This window comes from Nostoc sp. LPT, from assembly GCF_017115165.1.
Taxonomy (GTDB): Bacteria; Cyanobacteriota; Cyanobacteriia; order Cyanobacteriales; family Nostocaceae; genus Nostoc.
In genome coordinates, this window is sequence record NZ_JABXKF010000145.1 from 87,279 (window position 1) to 108,146 (window position 20,868).

At 40.1% G+C, this 20,868-nt stretch carries 17 protein-coding genes; 12 read left to right on the top strand and 5 right to left on the bottom strand.

Going from position 1 to position 20,868, the window contains the following annotated elements; genetic code table 11:
- Nucleotides 1–29: 29 nt before the first annotated feature.
- Both HWQ58_RS38580 and HWQ58_RS27845 read right to left on the bottom strand, forming a co-directional pair.
- A complete protein-coding gene (locus HWQ58_RS38580; RefSeq protein ID WP_366838785.1) occupies nucleotides 30–248 on the bottom strand; it encodes a helix-turn-helix transcriptional regulator in 219 nt (72 codons plus the stop codon).
- Complete coding sequence (locus tag HWQ58_RS27845) at nucleotides 241–2,436, bottom strand: recombinase family protein (protein ID WP_292870178.1); 2,196 nt, start codon at nucleotides 2,434–2,436, stop codon at nucleotides 241–243. The genes HWQ58_RS38580 and HWQ58_RS27845 overlap by 8 nt, the downstream gene beginning before the upstream one ends.
- A 78-nt stretch (nucleotides 2,437–2,514) precedes the next feature.
- On the opposite strand from HWQ58_RS27845, the gene HWQ58_RS27850 reads away from it, so the two are divergent.
- Entirely contained in the window at nucleotides 2,515–3,870 is a 1,356-nt protein-coding gene (locus tag HWQ58_RS27850; protein WP_292870180.1) for a proton extrusion protein PcxA, read from the top strand.
- A gap of 132 nt (nucleotides 3,871–4,002) precedes the next feature.
- Complete coding sequence (locus HWQ58_RS27855) at nucleotides 4,003–5,295, top strand: MltA domain-containing protein (RefSeq protein ID WP_292870183.1); 1,293 nt, start codon at nucleotides 4,003–4,005, stop codon at nucleotides 5,293–5,295.
- Nucleotides 5,296–5,682: 387 nt separating this feature from the next.
- Here HWQ58_RS27855 and HWQ58_RS27860 read toward each other — a convergent pair whose 3' ends face one another.
- On the bottom strand, nucleotides 5,683–5,916 hold the full coding sequence (locus HWQ58_RS27860; RefSeq protein WP_292870186.1) for a DUF3134 domain-containing protein: 234 nt from the start codon (nucleotides 5,914–5,916) through the stop codon (nucleotides 5,683–5,685).
- Between the two features lie 206 nt (nucleotides 5,917–6,122).
- Nucleotides 6,123–6,551 carry a hypothetical protein gene (locus tag HWQ58_RS27865; RefSeq protein ID WP_292870189.1) on the bottom strand — a complete coding sequence of 143 codons (429 nt, stop codon included), beginning with the start codon at nucleotides 6,549–6,551 and terminating at the stop codon, nucleotides 6,123–6,125.
- Between the two features lie 269 nt (nucleotides 6,552–6,820).
- Between HWQ58_RS27865 and HWQ58_RS27870 the strand changes: the two genes are divergently transcribed.
- Nucleotides 6,821–6,970: a hypothetical protein gene (locus tag HWQ58_RS27870; RefSeq protein WP_292870192.1), complete on the top strand. Its 150-nt coding sequence runs from the start codon at nucleotides 6,821–6,823 to the stop codon at nucleotides 6,968–6,970.
- Between the two features lie 133 nt (nucleotides 6,971–7,103).
- On the opposite strand, the gene HWQ58_RS27875 is transcribed toward HWQ58_RS27870, so the two are convergent.
- The gene (locus HWQ58_RS27875; RefSeq protein WP_292870195.1) at nucleotides 7,104–8,402 is read right to left on the bottom strand and encodes a substrate-binding domain-containing protein; all 1,299 of its coding nucleotides are present in this window, start codon (nucleotides 8,400–8,402) and stop codon (nucleotides 7,104–7,106) included.
- A 1,416-nt stretch (nucleotides 8,403–9,818) separates the two neighbouring features.
- On the opposite strand from HWQ58_RS27875, the gene HWQ58_RS27880 reads away from it, so the two are divergent.
- The 9 genes from HWQ58_RS27880 to HWQ58_RS27920 all read left to right on the top strand — a co-directional run bounded on the left by HWQ58_RS27880 (nucleotide 9,819) and on the right by HWQ58_RS27920 (nucleotide 20,844).
- Nucleotides 9,819–11,009, top strand: a complete 1,191-nt coding sequence (locus HWQ58_RS27880) for a choice-of-anchor tandem repeat GloVer-containing protein (RefSeq protein WP_292870198.1) — start codon at nucleotides 9,819–9,821, stop codon at nucleotides 11,007–11,009.
- 562 nt (nucleotides 11,010–11,571) lie between these two features.
- On the top strand, nucleotides 11,572–12,192 hold the full coding sequence (locus HWQ58_RS27885; protein ID WP_292870201.1) for a hypothetical protein: 621 nt from the start codon (nucleotides 11,572–11,574) through the stop codon (nucleotides 12,190–12,192).
- A 14-nt stretch (nucleotides 12,193–12,206) separates the two neighbouring features.
- Nucleotides 12,207–12,578 carry a hypothetical protein gene (locus HWQ58_RS27890; RefSeq protein WP_292870204.1) on the top strand — a complete coding sequence of 124 codons (372 nt, stop codon included), beginning with the start codon at nucleotides 12,207–12,209 and terminating at the stop codon, nucleotides 12,576–12,578.
- Entirely contained in the window at nucleotides 12,532–15,279 is a 2,748-nt protein-coding gene (locus HWQ58_RS27895; RefSeq protein ID WP_292870207.1) for a hypothetical protein, read from the top strand. Before HWQ58_RS27890 ends, HWQ58_RS27895 begins: the two co-directional genes overlap by 47 nt.
- 265 nt (nucleotides 15,280–15,544) lie before the next feature.
- The gene (locus tag HWQ58_RS27900) at nucleotides 15,545–16,351 is read left to right on the top strand and encodes a hypothetical protein (RefSeq protein ID WP_292870210.1); all 807 of its coding nucleotides are present in this window, start codon (nucleotides 15,545–15,547) and stop codon (nucleotides 16,349–16,351) included.
- A gap of 152 nt (nucleotides 16,352–16,503) precedes the next feature.
- Entirely contained in the window at nucleotides 16,504–17,550 is a 1,047-nt protein-coding gene (locus HWQ58_RS27905; protein WP_292870213.1) for a hypothetical protein, read from the top strand.
- Between the two features lie 108 nt (nucleotides 17,551–17,658).
- Complete coding sequence (locus HWQ58_RS27910; RefSeq protein ID WP_292870216.1) at nucleotides 17,659–18,480, top strand: hypothetical protein; 822 nt, start codon at nucleotides 17,659–17,661, stop codon at nucleotides 18,478–18,480.
- A 49-nt stretch (nucleotides 18,481–18,529) separates the two neighbouring features.
- Nucleotides 18,530–19,234 carry a hypothetical protein gene (locus HWQ58_RS27915; RefSeq protein WP_292870219.1) on the top strand — a complete coding sequence of 235 codons (705 nt, stop codon included), beginning with the start codon at nucleotides 18,530–18,532 and terminating at the stop codon, nucleotides 19,232–19,234.
- The gene (locus HWQ58_RS27920) at nucleotides 19,231–20,844 is read left to right on the top strand and encodes a TrbI/VirB10 family protein (protein WP_292870222.1); all 1,614 of its coding nucleotides are present in this window, start codon (nucleotides 19,231–19,233) and stop codon (nucleotides 20,842–20,844) included. The genes HWQ58_RS27915 and HWQ58_RS27920 overlap by 4 nt, the downstream gene beginning before the upstream one ends.
- The last annotated feature ends 24 nt before the right edge of the window (nucleotides 20,845–20,868 follow it).

Genomic DNA, 20,868 nt, shown 5'->3' on the forward strand with positions numbered 1-20,868 from the left:
TACGTTAAGCAAATAATTGCTTATGCAAATCAAACAATATTGGCTTTTCTAAAATTTGTCGGTGTTATGTTCAGATATTTTTTAAAGAGATTATTAAAATGTGTCACTTCCGCATATCCCAAGGCATACGCAATTTCTGAAACCGTCCAGGAAGTTTGTCTTAAAAGAACTTTGGCTTCCTGTAATATTCGATCAATGATTAACTGAGATGTAGTTTTATTAGAAGTTTCTTTTAATAGTCTAGTCAGAAATAACCGTTACACAGGCATTCACTAAGGGTAACAGCGGTCCTAATTGCTCTTGTCCATTCACTGCTAAATCGCTGTGACACAAATAAACTCTCTCGGATACACGAGAGAGTAAATCTGTCAAGATCCTTTGCAGTCGTTGTTCTTCTGCCAATTTTTCATCTTCTGCTGTCCAAGGTTCGCCTAATCTATCTCGTAGAAAAAACGCCGCCCCAAACAAAGTCGCTGCACCACCTTTCGCCCATAGGGGAGAACCAGCATCCAGCCAAAAATGCCACTGGTGCGATCGCCTACTAGATCGATATTGAAATATGGTTGCTAGTGTGACAGCCTTTCTCGCTCCACCAATGGGACGCACAGGGTAAGCGTTGGCAGTAATCGTACCACGTCGCAGTAATTGAATGAATTCAATAATAGTTGTGTGAGGCGTTGTCTCCACTGGGGTAATTTGTCGTAACCTGGTGTCAATTTCCCAGTAGTGTTGGGCAGTTTCTAATAATTCCCGCAATGCTGCTAGTTGTTCGTAGGGAAGATTACTCCCATTCCACAAAAAACGTTGAATTGCTCTGTCTAAGAGAGAAATGGGACTGGGAATTAACCGCAATTCTTGTTGCGATCGCTGCTGTTCTAACCACTGTAATATCTCACTATAGGCTGTAGTTGCTGCATAACCGATTCGATCCCAGCGCTCGAAGGCTGACACTGGTAGCAAGTTGGGGCGATCGGGATGGGGTACAAAGCAGTAATCTGCAATCAAACCAGCACGTACCGGGTCAATATCAGTGCTGAGTGCTGAGTTGTGAGTGCTGAGTGAGGAGTTAGGAGTTAGGAGTGAGGAGTTTTCTGGTGGTTGTTGTTTCCTGCTCAATACAACCAGCATTTCTGCGACAGCATCCCGATCTACGAGTCGTCCCAAGCCGGGATAAACTAATGCCAGCATGGTGAGTAAGGCGCGAATCACGGGCGAACTAATTAGGGGGCGTTGGTCATTTAGCGATTCTACTTGGATATTTTGCTTGACGAGGATTTCTACTAGAGTATAACGAGCGATCGCATCTAAACCTGGTGCAATAATCGCCACTTCTTCTGGTTGCACTTGCTGTGATTGAATGGTGTTGGCAATTACCTCTGCTGTTTGCCGCAATAATTGGGCGCGGGAGGTAGTTTGAATTGAATGCACTGTTTTTGGTAAACTCAACAGTACCATCGGTTCTGTGACTAATTCCACCATCTGTTTAGTCAGTTGTTCGCTCAGAGACTCTGGAGGCGGCCCATTCAAGATTTCTACCCGACAACGCTCTGCTAACCCTTCTAGGTAGTTGGGATCTGCTCCCAATCCCAATCGCACCGCACCGTCAGGATTGTAGCTAAAGGCCCCGACTGCACCGCGATCTAATAGCAACTCAAACAAAAGACGCGCTACGCTTGGATAGTCATCGACATCATCCGCCAGTACCGCTTGATAGCGTTTAGTTAGATGCTGCTGGTAATGGCGATCGCTTAACAAATGCTGACTGTAAAGTTCGGTAATGATCCCATAAGTTAGTAACCCCCTCTCTAAACACCAATTACGCCAATCTAGTAGCAAAGATGCCAAAAATTCCGGCTCTAAAGTTGTGGTATTTTCCCCAAAACCCTTGGCCAAAACCTCGGCAATATCTTCGCAAGGTATACCACTGTAAGCTGCTAATTGTAATAAGTCCAAGATGCGACGCACCAAGCGAGATTCATTCACTCCCGCAAGACGTAAAATTTCTTCGTCTAACTGGGGACGCCAAAGTTTGGTTGCTAACTCTTGCTCCGTTTCTGGTCGCAATCTTACCGGAAACTGGGCCTTCAGGTTCAACGAGTTAATTAGCAACGGCCAAAATAAAATAACTTCATCCTGAAAAAAACCTAGTGGCGTCTTGGCACGAACCGGATATTTACCCAATGTAGATGTAACAATTATATCTCCTAGCTCGCGACGATTATCATCATTGGCAGCTAAGACTAAAACTCCTAGCTCTGTTTGTTTAATATCTAAAAATTCCGGTATATGACCAGTTTTTTTACGTCCTGATTTTTTAGTATAAAATGATTCAGTATATGGATTTTCTGATTTTACCCAATTACAAAATTGTTCTACCAAGCGAGCCGTCTTACCACTACGGCTACTGCCAACAATCCAAACCGAATGAGAAACCACAAACTTTCTCCTTGTAGATTTGTTAGTATACCTCGTGCGTTAACTTAAGGTTAATAGTCACCAAATAATGCTGAATGATTGTCTGCAATGAAAAACTCTGTTTTTAATCAAAAAATCTATTCTTTCTTAGTTGCTGCTTATCGATGGTACTTACAGACTCCTGAACGTTCTTTACATCAAGCTTACGATGCAGCATTAAAGGTTAAAGAAATAGAAGATAAGCATTTCAATGGTAACAAAATAGACACTGACTCAGCCATGTACAGTAACAGCGTGATGGATTATTTTGAGTCAGACCTCAACAAGCTATTAAAAATTGCCAGAATGCGGCTGACGGAGTTTAGAGCAAGCCGTTGGTTTCTAAATGAAGAGAATCAAAAAGCTGCTCAAAAAGCAGGTATAGAGTATCTGAGTCCTTCTTTAGTTTTGGAAAAGCTAAACTATATCGACCAAGTTCTATCTAAATACACAACAAATTCCGAGCGAGTGACTTCTAACGCTTTAGTAGTCAAACCTCCAAGTCTACCAGTTAACTCTGTAATATCTGACGACAAATCGCTGCTCGTCAAAACTCCAACATTACCACCTAAAATACCAAATCAAGACTTAAATAATAAACCAAAAGCCAAGAGTAAAACCGATACAACGGGTGTTTTACCTCGCTCTATTTTAACTACTATCAGTCGTCTGCAAGTTGAATTAGACCCTAATTCGGAACAAGAAGTAATTCAGACTTTTCGTCAAACTCAAAAAAGAACAATAATATCTCTCAGGTTTATTTTACTATTAATTATTATACCACTTTTAACGCATCAGATAGCAAAAGCTTTTGTAGTCGGCCCAATTATTGAGAGATTTAGAAGCACTCAGGAAATGCAGATATTTCTCAATTCCGAAATGGAAGAGGAAGCCCTTGCAGAATTACAAAGATTTGAAGAAAAGCTCAAGTTTGAAAATCTCATTATCAAAGCCCCTCCACTGTTACCTGAGCAGATGGAGACTGAAATGAAAAATAAGGCGAAAGAGCTTGCTGAAGAATTTCGTCACGAAAGCTCTGGTGCGATCAAAAATGTTTTTGCAGATATGTTTTCGGTGGTTGCTTTTATCTGGCTTTTGTTAGTCAGCAAGTCTTCTATTGCTGTGCTCAAAGATTTCTTTGATAATATTGTCTATGGACTTAGTGATAGTGCCAAGGCATTTATCATTATTTTATTTACTGATATCTTTGTAGGATTCCACTCTCCTCATGGCTGGGAAGTTCTGCTAGAAGGAGTATCACGTCATTGGGGATTACCGGCAAATAGAGATTTTATTTTCTTATTTATCGCTACATTTCCGGTGATTTTAGATACCATATTTAAGTATTGGATTTTCCGATATTTGAACCGGATATCGCCTTCTGCTGTTGCGACTTACCGTAATATGAATGAATAGGGAATAGGGAATAGGGCATTGGGCATTGAGCATTGGGTAAAATTTTTGGTGTTGTGAAACAATTAAATGATTTTTGGTGTTTTATTTTAGAATTTGAGCGAGGTGGGAGAATCTTAAAAATTTTGAATTTTAATGAAAAAGACACTTACTGGGTTAGGAAAGTTTAACAAAATTATCGCCATCAGTTTACCTGTAATTTTGTCAATTTTCCTGGTGCGAATGCAATCTTTGACGCATCAGGAACTCATTTCGCCAGAATGTCAGGTAAAAAAGTGGGATCTACCAGTGTCCTTGACTGCTGAAAATCAAGATGTATTTCCACAAAAACAAAAATTACCATTAATCCTAAGACTACCAATTACTTGTTGTCAAAGTGATACCTCTTGTTTGGATGAAATAATTTATGGAAAAATACCAGAGAAAAAGGCACTGATTGGTGCGATCGCTCGCAGTCTTCAATATCTGCAAACAGCTAATGCTGCGGCTGCTTATCAAAACTATCCAGTGGCTGGGATTACGCGCGATCGCGTCATCAAAAGCTTGAAAAGATTCCGCGAACTCCTATTAAAAACTAATTCTGCAACAGAATTACATCAAGCCATAGAGCAAGAATTTGTTCTTTACCAGTCAGTCGGTAAAGATAACCAAGCTTCCGTTTTATTCACCGCTTACTATGAGCCACTGTACGCAGCTAGTCGCGTCCCCACAACAGAATATCGCTATCCTGTTTATCGCTTACCTCCTGATTTCAACTCCTGGACTAAACCTCATCCGAGACGCGAGGAGTTAGAAGGAGCAGATGGTTTACAAAGTGCAAAAGGGAAATTGCGAGGATTAGAGTTGTTTTGGTTTCGCGATCGCCTCGAACCATATCTAGCTCAAATTGAAGGTTCGGCGAGACTTCAGCTTCCCGATGGGACTCAAACAACAATTGGCTATGCGGGTAACACCGCTTATAACTACAAAAGTATTGGGCGAGAATTATTGAATGATGGCAAATTACCGCTAGAAGGTGTAACTATGCCAATTATTCTCGGTTATTTCCAAAAACATCCCCAAGAATTAAATATTTATATTCCGCGTGATCGCAGCTTTGTTTTTTTTCAAGAAAATCACGGTGAGCCAGCCCAAGGTTCTATCAACGTACCATTAACAGCAGAGCGTTCTATTGCTACAGATAAATCTCTCATGCCTCCTGGTGCTTTAGCGTTGATTCGCGCTTCTATTCCCTTTGTTAATCCTACCGGAAAAATGGAGGAGCGCATCGTTAGTCGCTATGTTCTTGACCAAGATACCGGAGGTGCAATTAAAGGTGCAGGTAGAGTAGATTATTTTTTAGGTACTGGGAAAATAGCAGGCGATCGCGCTGGTGTTACAGTCAGCAATGGACAATTATTTTATCTCTTACTCAAGTCCAAGAATTAAACACACTCGCATTTTAATATTAAAATTCCCGACTTTTTAGATAAGTCAGGAATTTTAGCCTTTCGGCGTAAATGAAACACCCCTTCCAAATTAATGGAACGCTTGCGATATAGTAATTACGAATTACGCTACTAGTACAACACGGCAGAAATAAACATACCCTGACGCTCCTGCGTCGCTAAGGGGTGACGCTCTCTACGAGACGCTGCGCGAACGCAGGCTCGCTCTAAGCGAAGCCATGCCGAAGGCTTTACGCTGCGCTAACGGCAGTTCCTCATGGGGGGAACCCCCTCTGAGCGACTGCCTCACCATTTCAAATGGCGCAAAAGCCCGGAATACAATTTTTTTGACTTTTGACTTTTGACTTTTGACTTCCGCCTTGCGGTACTAGGCTTCTAAATCCATGTCAGCATCATCATCGTCATGATCGTAAGGGATATCGTCAAGGTCTATCATTTCAGAAATTTCTTCTACTTCAGTTAGATACTCAGATTCTTGATGTTCGCGCTCGATTAAACGACCAGTAGATTTCAGCCATTCCAAGAGAATAAACTCATTACTTGTACGAATTACAGGCGCTCGCTGGTTACGAGGTTCTTCACGCAAAGGACTTATAGGCATAAAAAAAACTCACTTTGAATTATAGGTTGGCGTACAAAAACATCAAAATTGTACATTCAGGTTAAAAGTCTTGTATGACAAGCTTTTTATCAACAGACGAAATATGACCCATTGAGGTTTTCGTCTCAAGTCCATCTAGCTATTTACCATTAAAATGTCCCCGCGTCAGTTTTAATAATAAATATTCCAGCCGATGCAATATATTATTACAAAGCATTTGGTAGCTTGACGAGAGTTTCATACATATCAGAGGGTAATGCAGATAGTCTATTCGCTACAGCGACTGCATCAGCTAAGTTACTAAATTGACACCGGACTATTTCTTGTCCATTTCCTGAAGGGAATCGCTTCCTAGCTTTACTAGATACAGCACAAATAATTGCTAAAGCTTTGGCGAACCCGTCTTTTGTCAATATTGTTTCTTGAACAAACCCTTCAACAGGGATAAGGCAAACCTCAAACCGATAGCCAGGTCTGGGAGAAACAGCTATGTCGATATATGGTTTATCTTCTTTTCTGATTCGGCGTAAATATTTAGCTGTTGAATTAGGATCGTGCAAATCAGTCCCAAGGGCGTAAGTAAAAAAGCAATCTTCTGTGAGGGACTCAGGACGAGTAATTATATCCGTGGGCATAAGTTCCAGTAGTATCCGTAGGTTGTCTGCGTGTGTGACACACTAGACTTGTCCGTTCTTATTAGCATATTTTTTTGACAGTTAGGTGTATCAGTGTCACGCGAGGTATTACAATACATTTCGGCTAACTAAAATTTAAATATTTGGAATACTTCTGACATTAAACACCTTCAGAATCAAAGGGTGTAGAGATTTAGATTCGGAGAAGGGTCTATGATAGTCAGTTATATAACCGAAAATATTTCTCAACAGATAAAATTATAACATATTTGATGCCAAACTTTGCGATCGCTTCACCTGACAGCATCGGTGGATGCCTAAAAGCGATCGCGATCACAAACTCTCTGATATTTATTTATACCCATTTATTTATTGCCTTATATTTTCTAAAAATTAAGAGCATCTTTACGAGTTATTGACATAAATAATTGCCTAAATAAATCCCCAGGATTGTAAATATAATCCTGAGGCATCATCTTCATATCCTGTCTAAGATATTTATAAATCTAAAGGAGGCAAGGGCGGTTAAAACCAAAAACGGTATTCATGAAATTATGGATTCAAGGCATCATTCACGTAAGTATTGACAGCACCTTTAGACAGAGTTTTAATCGCAGCTGGAAGAGGAGCATAGCCACGAGCTGTAGCTATATTGTCTGCGGAGGTGGTTCCTAAAGCCCAGCCGATAAATCCTTTAATCCCATTTGCTACCTTAACGTTTGCGTATTTGTCATAAAATACCAGGTAAGATGCGCTAACAAGGGGGTAAGCATTTGCAGTTGTTGGATCAGTGACTACGAGTTTAATCCGCCGAGGACTTGCATCTTGGTCAGTCGTACCAACAAAAGCATTTCTAATTGAAGTTGGTGAGATGGGGTTGTAAGTACCTGCCTTGTTCTGTAAGACAGCAGCTTGCAGACCATTAGCTAACCGCGTAGAATTATCCACATAACCAATTGCACCAGCAGTAGTTTTGATTTTGGTGGCTACACCTTTACTTCCTGAGGCAAATTGGAAATTGGCTGGCCAAACAACTGTATTGGCTGGTAGTGGATTGGGTATACCACCAGCTTGAGCAATACTTATTTCACCAACTCCTCTGTTCCATGTAGCACCAAATGCCGCCTTGAGATTACTGCTTAAAGTAAAAGTGTTAGCACTATTGTCACTACGACGTACTACAACGATGGGTTTACTTACTGCTGAAATTACTCTGCCGCCGTTATCTGTTGTAATTCTGCCATCATTCCAATTTGTGATGGTGCCGTTAAAAATACCAAGGTAAGTAGCTCGTGAAAGCTTAATTCCATCTGCTGGTACATTTAGACCAGTGGGGTTGTAAGCTAACGCAACTCCGTAGGTGATCACAGGCACTTGGATGGGGGTACCAGCGTTGGGACCTGCACTAAGTTTTTCTGTTCCTGTTATGGGGTCATCAGTATCTGCAAAAGAGACTGGGGGATTGATAGTTGCCCCAGTCGCGGGTGGTGGGGTTTGAGTGAAAAAAGCTGCCAACCCTGCACTACTATTAATCGCAGCATATCTGAATGTAACGAGCGGATTGACTGGACCTGGAGGATTGAGGGTTGTAGGATTTCCAACACCGTAAGTGTTAAACCATGAGCCTTGTAGGGCATAAGGAGAGGTAGTTCCTGTACCCACAAACAAAGTATTTATACTGCCTCCACCTGCACCATTTATGGAGGTTACTCCAGCTGGGGCAGGAGTAGTGGAGGTCTGAGCCAGAGATTTCTGAGTAGCGGATTGACCTACTACTAAACCAATTGTGATGGCAAATACAGAAATTGAACTTGCCAAATGGGTCAATTGACGATTAGGATAAAAAGCCATGTCTTGCTCCTTCAAATTAATTTCCGGTTCAACACCATATCAAATCCAAATCAAGTGTCAAACTGGCGATTAAAAATAACCTTTTATAAGCACAGTAAACTTGCATGAAAAAGGTATTTATTAAACAGAGGTTTGCACAAAACTCTTCAGAATGTAGAGCAAATTAAAGGCAAAGCTTTAAATATGTAGAGGGTATTAAACTCTTGCTAATTTACCCTCTAACATAGTTATTTGCTATTTAAAAACTCTACATTCAATGTAAGTTTATATAAATAAATATTCAGCGGCTTTAGTAGAAGTAAATGGTTAATAGGTACTATTAATCATGCCAAAATTACCATTTTTAGTCTCTCATTCCCTTTTAAAAAGCCATGTTTAATTTTACCTACTTACTTATTTGGCATGGCAAGTTCATCTGAATTATAAAAATTACTTTCTTTAATGTATATATGCACCAGTTGCCACAAACTACCACTAAGTGCGAAGTTAAGAAAGTCAGAATTTCATAAATCTTTTAGGACTGCTATGGTTAATAGCTAGTTAAATTTTGCCAATGAAATCAACATAATGTTAAGGTTAAGGTTAAGCCAAGGTTAAGCTTAAGTTAGAATTAACTTATGGAATAATTAAAAAGCTTAAATATATTTTGGTAATTTAGAGGTGTTTTAAAAGTAGTTTTTATCCGTTTTTTTTAATTTTTTCAGAGGAAAATAAAAACCTTTCACTTAATTAATATGTGATTTTGCTTATTCAGTTTTTTTAGAGGTTTTAATCAGTATTTAATAAAGTTTACTAATTGCTTGACAAAAAACGCACTATCTGGTCTGCTTTAAATCGAGTTTTGTGACTATATTCTGTCAAAATCGTGTATTTTTCACTGTTTTTGTGTTTTTCACGACATCAAAAATATAAATAATGTTTTATGCTACCGAACGAAATCATTAATCGTGCCATTCACGTTATTGACTCAGTGCTAGTACGGTTTTTGTGGTGTTGGTAAAACAGGCTTTCTGAGTCCTTTTTAAATCGGGCTATAGCAACATTTCAGGCATTTTCTTACTAGTGTCTAGGCTGACAAATTATACCATTTTTAGATAGAAAGGCGCTCAACACGTAGATTGAGTCGTAGCAATATCTTGTAGATGACGGAGTAAAACCCAACACATACAAGATATTGGGGTCTTGGGTTTCCTCCTTCAAACGCCACTTGTTTCTCCCTTTTATCCAAAGGGAGAGGCTAGGCGTAGCTTGCTTAAACGCAAAAAAGCTGGAAAACCCTTCTACGGACGTGGCTTCCTAACCTACATTTGTAGCGATCATTTTTCAAATTGGTATTTAGTCATGAGTAGCAGCCATCACAAAATCCGTTAGAACTAGCTACAATTCCGTCTCCACTAACTTTTTTTGAGGTATCCAATGAACAAGATTAATCTGTACAAACAACGCCAGAGCAAAAATAAAGTATTGATTTTTACTTCTTTGACTGTTTTGGCTTCTTCACTAGTACTACCCTTCCAACAAGCCTTTGCTGCAACATTGACTACTGTTGTAAATTTCAACGGCACTAACGGAGCTTCGCCAAGAGCTGGTGTATTTAAGGGTAACGGTACTGATGGCAATCTTTATGGAACTACTTCTGCTGGTGGCACTTCTGGCAAAGGAACTGCATTCAAGTTAACTCCTACTGCTTTCACTACTCTGACCACACTGATAAATTTCACCGGAACCTCTGGAATCAATAAAGGGACTAATCCAGTTGCTAGATTATTCCAAGCAGCCGATGGCAATTTATATGGGGCAACCTTTACAGGTGGTACAAGTGACCTCGGCAGTGTGTTTAAGTTGGCGAAAACAGCTTTTACAACCCTGACAACTCTTACAAATTTCACGGGCACTAATGGGGCTAACCCAGCAGGCCGACTGATTACAGGTACTGATGGCAATTTGTGGGGGACAAGCTCTACAGGTGGGGCCAATAATAAAGGAACTATATTCAAGGTTTCGCCCACTACCGGTGCACTCACCACCGTCGCAACCTTTAGCGGTACTAATGGAGCAACCCCATTAGCAAGATTGCAACTGGGTACCGATGGAAACTACTACGGCACTACCTCTGCCGGGGGAGCAAGTGGTAAGGGAGTTGTGTACAAGTTAACTCCCGCAGGAGTACTGACTCCATATAGCTTTAGTGGCGCTAATGGAGCAAATTCGCAGTCTGCATTAATTGAATCTAGCGGATTCCTGTACGGCACTTCTAAACTGGGTGGAGCCAACAATAAAGGAGCTATATTCAGGATTCCGCTTGGTGGCGGTACACCCGTTTTAGTTGCCAGTTTTAATGGCACTAATGGGGCCAACCCAACGGCTGCACTCATAAAAGCAAGCAATGGTAACTTCTATGGGACAGCTTCTGCTGGTGGGGCAAATAACAAAGGAGTTATTTATCAGCTGACTGGGGCTACCATCACCGGCTTAATTAGTTTTAATGGTACTAATGGAGCAACGCCAGAGTCCACACTAATTCAGCTCTCGAATGGTGACATTTACGGTACTGCCTCTTTTGGTGGTACTTCTAATCTCGGAACTGTGTTTAAGTTTGTAATCTAGTTCCAAATCTAGTCGGTGTGTAGAAAATGGTAAAACGTACATTTGAACGTCTACCATTTTTCTACAATCGATCTAAACTTTTCAAGACAGGTATTTGAATTTCGGTGACTCAATACTGTTTCATCTCATGTTCGCTCCGAAGAACCCTAAAGAGCCAACACACTCTTGATTTGCACTCAGAGCAAGCCTACGGTGTACATACAAGTCTGAAATATTTATAGCAGTTTGCTCAGATACCTATTAGGTAGGGAAAGTCAAGGCTTTGAACTTGGTTGATCGAAGCTATCTGTATGAGAAGATTGAGAAAATTATCAAAGTCGAGAGGACTCTACCAGTTCAATCTCGATATTTGCAATCCAGCTTTTCAAATCTAGAGAAATTTAGTTTTAGATAAATCTTAATATCATGTTAACTTAACTTCAGAATAGTAATGTAAAATATAAAACTTTACTATAGGTTTATAATTTGATTAATAATGAATGATGTTAAAGCACGTTGAATTGTAATAGTTGTAAAAACCGATACGTGTAATAATTATAGTACACCATAGGAAAAGTAGCAAATGTTTAGACAAAGTTCTCACGAGAGAAACTTTTTCAAAGCTTTAACTGGTAGTGCGGCGAAAGAATCTCACAAGTTAAGACGGGCATTTAAATCCTGTCTGACTATTCTGCTTGAATCTGTACCTTTTTTGATTGCTTGTGCTGTATTGGTTAGCGTTATCAGCCTCAAAAGTCCTATCCTGCTGTTTTGTTTACTTGCTGGTAGTTTAATTGCAGTCATCATCCAGCAAATTGGGCAGCAAGTGAATTTACCAAGGCGATCGCTAATATTATTACAAATTTTAGCAGCAGCCATTATCCTGAGTTTATATTGGTTAGACTATTTTGCAGCCCCTGCACAAGCACAGTTTTTTGGGAAAGCTGAAACCTTTTTCAAAGAGAGCTTCCGTGGTTCAATAACCGATGGTAATGATCCCAACTTCGCAATAAGTTTGATATTCAATGTGTTGCGGGCGATTTACTTACTCTATATTGCAATTTCCCTAGTTGGTGTGATTAACGCAGTGCGTAAAGATGAAGATTGGCAAAGCATTGCCAGAACTCCCCTATTAGTGGTTGTGGCTGTTACCATTGCTGATGTACTCACAGGCTTTGTAATTGGCGCTGGCCCTAATAAATAATTTAGATATTTAAAATGTCTCAAGAGCGGGAACAAGATTTTCGTCCAGTCAATCAGGTTCTAGGAAGCCAACCCTCACTAGGGCCAATCCCTGCCGATCAAATTCTTCCTTGGACGGTAATAGCCTTAGCCTCCTATTTTACTATCAATGGAATTTTTGGTGGGATTTTCCAAGAAGAATTTCAAAAATGGTTGTGGACAGTACTAATGACTGGTTGGGGAATAGGAACTTGGTGGATCTTAACTGGTGGTAGGAGTTGGAGTTTTTTAAGTAAATTTATCGGGGTTCCCGCTTGGACAAGAGGCTTTGCTCGTTATCAAAGCTTACTGGAAGTTAACCATGAAGCAAAAAATCGGAAAACAAAGCGTCAGCGTCGCCGGAAATGAAAGTAGATTAACACCATTTGAAGATGCGTTGCACTTGGCGACAATGTTGCGTGTTGCCATGAATGGACGTGATATTGGCGCTTACCTATTGACAAAAGGTACTCAAAAAGATCGGTTCTGCTTTGTTTTTGGTTTTGATTGTAAGGGAATTCATACCACCTTAAGACCTGAACAAATTGATACACTTTTTAATAACATTGAAGCCGGATTAAAAGACATTCCTAGTGGTGAAAGGATGACGCTACACTTGGGTTCTTTTAGTTCAGATAAAGAGCGCCAAAAAGAGTTAGCAACATTAATCAGAAATGCATCATCGCGAGACATCAAATATTTGTTGATGGCGGAGAGAGCCAGAATTAAAGAACTGACTATTTCTGGGATTCGTAAACCTAAATTTTTGCGGATTTATGTAACTTACACCATTGAATCTAACTCGCAACATGCAGATGATTGGATAGAAAAGCTTTTAGTCAAAGCAGAATCCTGGTGGTTGAAATTTAAAGGCGATCTTTTAGAAGTAGAAAATCAACGTATTGAAACCCTGATTACAAATGCTTACAACCAGGGTTTTCTCCGCTGGGAACAAATCTTATCTAACAAAATGGGATTGGATGTCAAACCTTTGACTGCTGATGAACTCTGGGGGGAAATCTGGAAAAGGTTTAATGATACGCAGCCAATAGATATTCCCCAGTTAATGACTTTAGATGAACAAGGACTGCACGAACAAGTTAATTCCGATTTGGCTAGTACTAAATTACTGCTAGACAATATCCACGGCACAACTTTGCTGATGGAATCTAGTGTACCTTGTGCCGATCGCCGCTGGGTTAATGTTAATAATCGTTATATTGGCGCACTGTCATTTCTGGAAAAACCCGGCGGTTGGACTAGTAAATCGGCTCAACTGCGCTATTTATGGGAACTGTTGGCCAGAGAAACAGTAGTAGATACAGAAATTTTTTGTGAGTTGACTGCTGCAAATCCAGCATTGGTAAAAACTACTCTGCAACGAGTGCTGAAGCAGTCAAACATGACAACGATTATGGCTCAAGAAAAAAGTAAAACTATTGATGTCAACGCTCAATTAAAGTTGAAGAAGTCGGTAGCAGCACAAGAACAGTTATTTGAAGGTGCAGTCCCGATTTATACGAGTGTCGCTATTTTAGTACATCGTCCAACTTTAGAAAAATTAGATGAGGCGACAAGATATATTGAAAACTGTTTTCAACGTCCAGCCAGAGTAATTAGGGAAACTGAATATGCCTGGAAAATTTGGCTGCAAACTCTACCAATAGTTTGGGAGGGTTTATTAGCAACACCCTTCAACCGTCGCCAGCTATATTTAACAAGTGAAGTTCCGGGATTAATGCCGCTAGTTTTAAGTAAAAAAGGTGACAAACAAGGCTTTGAGTTGATTGCTGAAGAAGGCGGAACACCCATACATTTAGATTTATTTAATCAGCACAAAAATTTAGCTTTGTTTGCGACAACTCGTGCTGGTAAATCGGTGTTGGTATCAGGGATTTTAACTCAGGCTTTAGGGCATGGGATTCCGGTTGTGGCGTTAGATTTCCCTAAACCTGATGGGACATCTACTTTCACTGACTACACAGAGTTTATGGAGGGGAATGGAGCCTATTTTGATATTTCCAAACAATCGAATAATTTATTTGAACAGCCAGATTTACGATCGCTAGAAGCAGAACAACAACGCGATCGCTTTAACGATTATACCGCCTTCCTCGAATCAGCTTTAATGACAATGGTTTTGGGATCATCGACTGAAAGTCAAATTTTATCGCAAACCGTGCGATCGCTGCTCAACCTCGCTTTAGAAGCCTTCTTTAGAGATGAGGGTATCAAAGAGCGATATCGACAGGCGATGGAAGGAGGATTTGGCACTCTTGCTTGGCAGAAAACCCCCACTTTAAAAGATTTTCTCTTTTTCTGCTCACCAGAACACTTGCAGCTAAGTTCTTTAACTGGCAGAGTAGAAGACGCTCTCAGCCAAATTCAGTTGCGCTTACGCTTTTGGCTTTCTAGCCGCGTGGGACAAGCCATTTCTGCACCATCCAGCTTTCCTACCGATGCACAACTTTTAGTTTTTGCTCTGAGAAACTTATCTGATAGTGAAGATGCAGCCGTACTATCCTTGAGTGCCTATTCAGCAGCACTCCGACGCGCATTAAGTAGTCCAGCTTCCATATTCTTTATCGACGAAGCACCAATTTTATTTGAGTTCGAGCAAATTTCCGACTTAGTTGGTAGAATTTGTGCTAACGGCGCTAAAGCTGGGATCAGAGTCATCTTATCAGGACAAGATCCTGACACCATTGCTAAATCTAAAGCTGCATCGAAAATATTGCAAAACCTGACAACACGGTTGATTGGACGCATCCAGCCAGTTGCAGTAGATAGTTTTGCAGACATCTTGAAATATCCCCGCCAAGTTATTTCTCGTAATGCCTCAGAAAGCTTTTTTCCCCGCAAAGAAGGTGTTTATAGCCAATGGTTATTAGATGATAACGGTATTTATACATTCTGTCGTTATTATCCAGGTTACGAACAATTGGCAGCAGTTGCTAATAACCCTTATGAACAAACTGCACGTAGCCAAATGATGCAACTTCACAGTGATAAATATGAAGCAATTTCTGCCTTTGCACGTCAGTTAGTGGCGACTCTGCGTAGTAGTTAATCGGCTTCTTTAGGCAGTTAACAGTGAGTCAAACCATTTTGGATTCTAGATTTTCGATAGTGTAGCATTAGCGAGTTACGAGCGTCTTTTAGATTTACTGCACCCACTCTTGGTTTGCAGCTTAGGGATTTTAGATTTACGGCGCATTGCAACAGGGGGGGAATCGAAAAACTAATTCCATTCTATTATCCAAAATTGGCACGGTTAAAAAGCTAAATTTTTACCTCACTATATAATGTAGTCTACCTTTTTCAGGCACAGATATATGCGAAAAACTACCATTTTTACTTTTACCTTGCTATCATCTCTGGCAATACTACCAGCGATCGCACAAGTTAACACGGGCGGATTAGGCCAGGTTTGGACTGATTTTCAATCATATTCCAGAGATTTGCAAACTTACTTTCAAAATAATTTGAGCGACAAATTAGAGCCTCTAGAACGAGACTTTCAAAATGCTCTTCTTAATAGTGCTAAGGGAGAATTGAATATAACCAACCCCGTCCTTGCGGGACAAAAGATTCGTGATCAATTGATTCTCCCCCGTTATAGTTCAGACTCTAGATCAAACCGCTTTGAAAATAATTCAGCAGTGCGGGGAACTTTAGTTAGTAATGAACTCAATCGTGTAATTAGCCGTGGAGTAGCAGAAAGTATTCTCGGTATAAATGGACAAATTCGGACAAAAGCTAAGTTAGAAAGTACTGAGCAAAGTCTGGAAGATATTGCAGGAATTACCGATGACGGTGAAATTCAACAAAAGATCCAACAGATTAGGAGTCAGCAATCGGCTGTAACAGGTGGTATTGCCGGATTAGCAGAAGTGCTAGGTCTCACTCAATTGCAAACTACTCAAATTCAACGGGAACAAGTAAAAATTGTAGCCGAAACATTTGCTCAGACATTACAGACAAATCAGTCTTTGCAATACTCTAATTTAAATTTAGCAAACATTTCTCAGCAGTCTGAAGAGGCGAATCGCGCTCGTAGAGTAGAAACATCTACAGAAGCAGCGCGACTTTTACAAGCGACTTCTCAACTAAATTTGTTTGGCAGTCAAGTTAATCAGTAGGATTTTAAGAGAAAAAAACTCTAATCTTCTAGACAATTTTAAAATCCTTTAAGTTCTGAAAAACCAATAGGAAATCTAAAAAAAGCTTAGTAGGGTGGATTATTTTCCTGACGTACCTGACAAAATTTAAAAAAATAGCCCATCAATTCAAAATGCAACTTGCTATTAAACTAATTTTTGCCCAAGTAGGCATCGATCAGATTCTCGATAATGGTGCCGCAACTTCCCAAAGTATTGCCGAAGGTTGGGACAAACAATGGCTGGATTTATTCAGTAGTAACTTGTATGGAGTGCTGACAACTCTGGGTATTTTTTTTGCTGTAGGAACCCTGTTATTTTTTATGATACAATTCCTCAAAGACTTAATATCCTACGAATATACCCGTCCCATATCAGCTTTAATTTGGCCTTTTATTGTGGTAGTACTCTTAAGTAATTCAGGCAATGGAAGTATACTGTCTAGTCTGACGCTGTGGGTACGGGATATTTTAAACGGTGTGAATCAGCAAGTAGTGATTTCAGCAGATGCAGAGAAAAAATATTATCAACAAGCACTGAATATGAGTGTTGCTGAAGAAGTAGCTGGTTCTTTTCTACGTCCTTGTCAATCTCTTACTGGCGAACAACAAAGTCAATGTTTTGATAAAGCTGCTATAAAAGTCGAGGTTCTTTGGCAGAAATACAGAGAGAAGTATGGAAATCAAACCTGGATAAATAGACTACAAACTAAAGTAGATAATATCAGATATGGCACTGGCATTGTATCAGAAACCTCTTTTAATTCTCTGTTAGGTTCTACAGTCCAAACGAGCATCAAAAACTTTTTAGTTTCCTTACAATATGCCTTTCAAAATTTGATAGAAGCTACTATGTTGTTAATAGCAGTTTTAGGGCCAATAGCTGTAGGTGGATCTTTGCTACCTGTAGCTGGTAAACCAATTTTTGCATGGCTGACCGGCTTTCTATCTATTGGAATCGCCAAAATTTCCTTCAATATTATTGCTGTACTGACTGCCGCAGTGATTGTCAATGGCCCAGGTCAAGATCCTAATGTCGTTGATTCACCAGACTTAATGTGGTTCATAATTTTTCTGGGGATTTTAGCACCAATTTTATCTTTACTTGTCGCTGCTGCTGGCGGTTTCGCAGTCTTCAGTGCTATCAGCAGTACGGCTTCTTTAGTAAAGGAGAGGATATAGGAAATTCAAAATTCAAAATGAATAAAATTTTTGCAAATGTTGTAACTAGTCAGTATATGCAAAACATCATATATAATATCTGAAGTTTTTGCAGTAGGAGGTGATAAAATGGTGCGTTTACTTGAAAAAAGACAAAGAACGGCAAGTGTTTTGACATTTTTTGCGATCGCAACCTTCAGTTTACATATATTAGTTTTATTTTTATTCTTATTACAAGGGCTAAATATTCGCCAACTCAGTCTGAGAAAACCTCCCAACTTTGTGCAATTAATCAATGGTAAACCAGTAGCTAATATTGATGATTTAGCAAGAGAACCAGAAGCAATTCGTCAATTTATCAGCAAAACGATGATATCAATGTTTAGTTGGTCTGGAACCTTACCACCACAAACTATTGAAGAAGTCGCAAGCCCCAAATCTGATTTAGGAATACTGATTAACACACCTCAAGGTGGTAGCCAAAAAATTACTACCAGCAGTTGGGTAGCTAGTTTTGCTTTATCAGAAGACTTTCGTAAAGGTTTTTTAAGCACAGTTGCAGAAATCACACCGCCAGAAGTTTTCTCTGAAAATCCCAACCAAGCGATGATTTCACAACTAGTAATTAAAAGAGTTTATCCGCCAAAACAAATTGCACCAGGTAAGTGGCAAGTGGGTATGGTAGCCGACTTAGTTCAAAAAAACCGAGTTGGTGGTGCAAAACTTATAACTCCTTTTAATAAAGATTTACTTGTACGTGCAGCAGATTATTTTGCTAATCCCCAAGCTGACAATAGTACCGACTTGCAAAAAGCAATTTATAGTGTCCGTGCTGATAGACTAGAAATTTATGAAATTCGGAATTTATGTTTGCTAGATGACTACAACCCGAACAAAAATCAATCACAACAATGCGGAACTGGACAAACATCTGATAGTTTTATCAGATAATCGATTTTTTATGTGAAGATAGTTCAATTTTTTATACGATCGATTATTAATGCAATTACTCAAACCAGAAAATAAGAAAAATAGTCCCTTACCGTTGTTGGCAGTAGGAACGTTTGGTTTACATCTATTTACCTTACTGTTACTAATATTTCACTGGTCTATGTTACAACAGTTAGGTCGACAACTCACACCTCAAAGTTTAGTGCAACTTGTTGATGGTCATGCTATAACGGTAGACCCCCAAGCCAATTTAGAGCGGCAACCAGAAACTATTCGGCGCTTTGTAGGTGAAACTATGAGTTTAATGCTTACCTGGTCACAACAGCAGCCACCAACACAAATCTGGGAAATTACCTCCCAACTAGTAGCTGATGATTTTAAACAAAAACTTAAGTCAGAAATTACTAATTTAAATCCAGATAGCCAATTTGAAAATGTTAATCGAGGAGCGGAGAATGTCTTAGTAATCCAAAAAGTTTCTCAACCTCAAGAAATAAGTAATGGAAAGTGGAAAGTAGAGATACTTGCCAATCAATTAATTTTTAACAGTTATGATAAATTAGGGAAATCAGTTTCCTTTAATAAACAAATTTTAGTTAGAGCAATAGATGAACCTGCAACTTCACTACCAAATGCGGCACTACCGTCGCAGTTTGCAGCTTACCGCCTTGGAGAAGCCAGATTAGAAATTTATAATATATGTGAAATTAAAGATAATAATTGTTCTGGAAATCCAAACAAGGCTCTACCATGACCCGATACTCAATTCCTGCCCAAACGCCTCCCGAAAATGGATTTACTCTAACTACCGACGATCGCCAACCAGAAGTAGAATCTGTAGATTGGGAATCGCGGATGTCAAGGTTGGTCGGCTTTGAAGAAGAATCTTCTAGTGATATCCAAGGCTCGGAAGACTCTGCAACGCCGCCAGAGTCGCTATCTCTTCCACAAGAAGTTCAGACTAAGCAAGCACTCTCATCTAATCCCTTTGCCAAGTTAGGCTTGGTAGGGGCTGCTACCTTAGCGATCGTTTTGGTGGGTGGTGTGTTTTTGTCTCAGTTGATGAGTGGCAGCAATCAAAAGCCAAAAACTATTGTTTCTCCACCAGTGCAAGAGCAGCCCACTGATGAATCCATATCTCAACAGATGGAAGGCCAAATAGATACTCTCAAAACGAAATTAGCTCTAACAGAACAAGCACAGATGGTGAAAGCTGCCCAACAACAGCTGAGAATTGCCAAATCAACGCCGACAGTAGCCTTACAACAACCCTCAGTTAGACAGAAAGTGATCCCAACACCCCCACCAACAGCTTACGTGCCTCGGACAGTGACAGTTGAGCGCATCATTAGAGTACCTGCTTCTCAACCTTCGGTATCACCCCAGCTACCAGTTGTGAAGCCAAATACTCAACCGGTCGTTAATGTAACTCCACCACCTCCACCAAGCCCATTTGCAGAGTGGGCAAGGTTAGCAAAGTTAGGTAGCTACGGTCAAGTCAATGCTAGCAATCAACCTACTAGTAATATAGCTACTTTGGAACCTGCAAAGACTACGCAGCCGCAGCAAGAGTCACCAAACCCCGATCCTGAGCAAACCCCACAACCGGAAAATTCTGCGGTCAGTCAAGCCCAACCGCAGGGACAGAAATCTGTAGCAGTTGGGAGTAGTGCCAAAGCTGTGTTGGCGGCAGCAATATCTGGAGAAAGTACTAATAAGTCAGGCGGTGGTGGTGATACAGATGAAGCGAAAAATGTATTTGTGATCCGATTGACAGAACCACTAAAATCTACCGATGGTACAGTCGCTCTACCTGCAAACACCGAATTCCAAGCTGAAATTGGTTCGATTTCTCAACAAGGTCTTTTGCAGATGAACGTAGTCAAAGTTATCTCGCAAAATAATGGCAATCGTACAGAACGAAGCTTACCCAACAATGCAATTATTCTTCGCGGTACTCAAGGTAAACCTTTAATCGCAAATAAATATCCCGGTCAAAGTTCCTCCATAGCATCAATGGATGCAGGACTATTCGTTTTGGGAGGTATTGGTAAAGCAGCAGAGTTAATAAATCGTCCTGACACAAAACTTGTGCCATATTCTATAACATCAACATCTCCCAACACTAACACAAACGACCCGAACGATACTAACACCAGCACCTCCAGTGGCCTTGTTAGTGAGACTGACAACAGACGCAACCTTGCAGCTGCTGTTTTAGAAGGTGGTATGAACTCTGTAGTACCCCAAATTGCCCAACGTAATCAACAGGCGATCGCTCAAATGTCTCAACCAACTGATGTTTGGTTTTTGCCAGCAGGCACAAATATTGAAATATATGTTAATCAACCAACTCAGTTTTAAGGGGTAGGATTTATACCAATTTTA

Excerpts from the sequence above, each read along its gene's own strand:
- HWQ58_RS27855 (WP_292870183.1), top strand. The coding sequence starts at position 4,003 with ATGAAAAAGACACTTACTGGGTTAGGAAAGTTTAACAAAATTATCGCC.
- HWQ58_RS27860 (WP_292870186.1), bottom strand. The coding sequence starts at position 5,916 with ATGCCTATAAGTCCTTTGCGTGAAGAACCTCGTAACCAGCGAGCGCCT.
- HWQ58_RS27865 (WP_292870189.1), bottom strand. The coding sequence starts at position 6,551 with ATGCCCACGGATATAATTACTCGTCCTGAGTCCCTCACAGAAGATTGC.
- HWQ58_RS27875 (WP_292870195.1), bottom strand. The coding sequence starts at position 8,402 with ATGGCTTTTTATCCTAATCGTCAATTGACCCATTTGGCAAGTTCAATT.
- HWQ58_RS27880 (WP_292870198.1), top strand. The coding sequence starts at position 9,819 with ATGAACAAGATTAATCTGTACAAACAACGCCAGAGCAAAAATAAAGTA.
- HWQ58_RS27885 (WP_292870201.1), top strand. The coding sequence starts at position 11,572 with ATGTTTAGACAAAGTTCTCACGAGAGAAACTTTTTCAAAGCTTTAACT.
- HWQ58_RS27890 (WP_292870204.1), top strand. The coding sequence starts at position 12,207 with ATGTCTCAAGAGCGGGAACAAGATTTTCGTCCAGTCAATCAGGTTCTA.
- HWQ58_RS27895 (WP_292870207.1), top strand. The coding sequence starts at position 12,532 with ATGAAGCAAAAAATCGGAAAACAAAGCGTCAGCGTCGCCGGAAATGAA.
- HWQ58_RS27900 (WP_292870210.1), top strand. The coding sequence starts at position 15,545 with ATGCGAAAAACTACCATTTTTACTTTTACCTTGCTATCATCTCTGGCA.
- HWQ58_RS27905 (WP_292870213.1), top strand. The coding sequence starts at position 16,504 with ATGCAACTTGCTATTAAACTAATTTTTGCCCAAGTAGGCATCGATCAG.
- HWQ58_RS27910 (WP_292870216.1), top strand. The coding sequence starts at position 17,659 with ATGGTGCGTTTACTTGAAAAAAGACAAAGAACGGCAAGTGTTTTGACA.
- HWQ58_RS27915 (WP_292870219.1), top strand. The coding sequence starts at position 18,530 with ATGCAATTACTCAAACCAGAAAATAAGAAAAATAGTCCCTTACCGTTG.
- HWQ58_RS27920 (WP_292870222.1), top strand. The coding sequence starts at position 19,231 with ATGACCCGATACTCAATTCCTGCCCAAACGCCTCCCGAAAATGGATTT.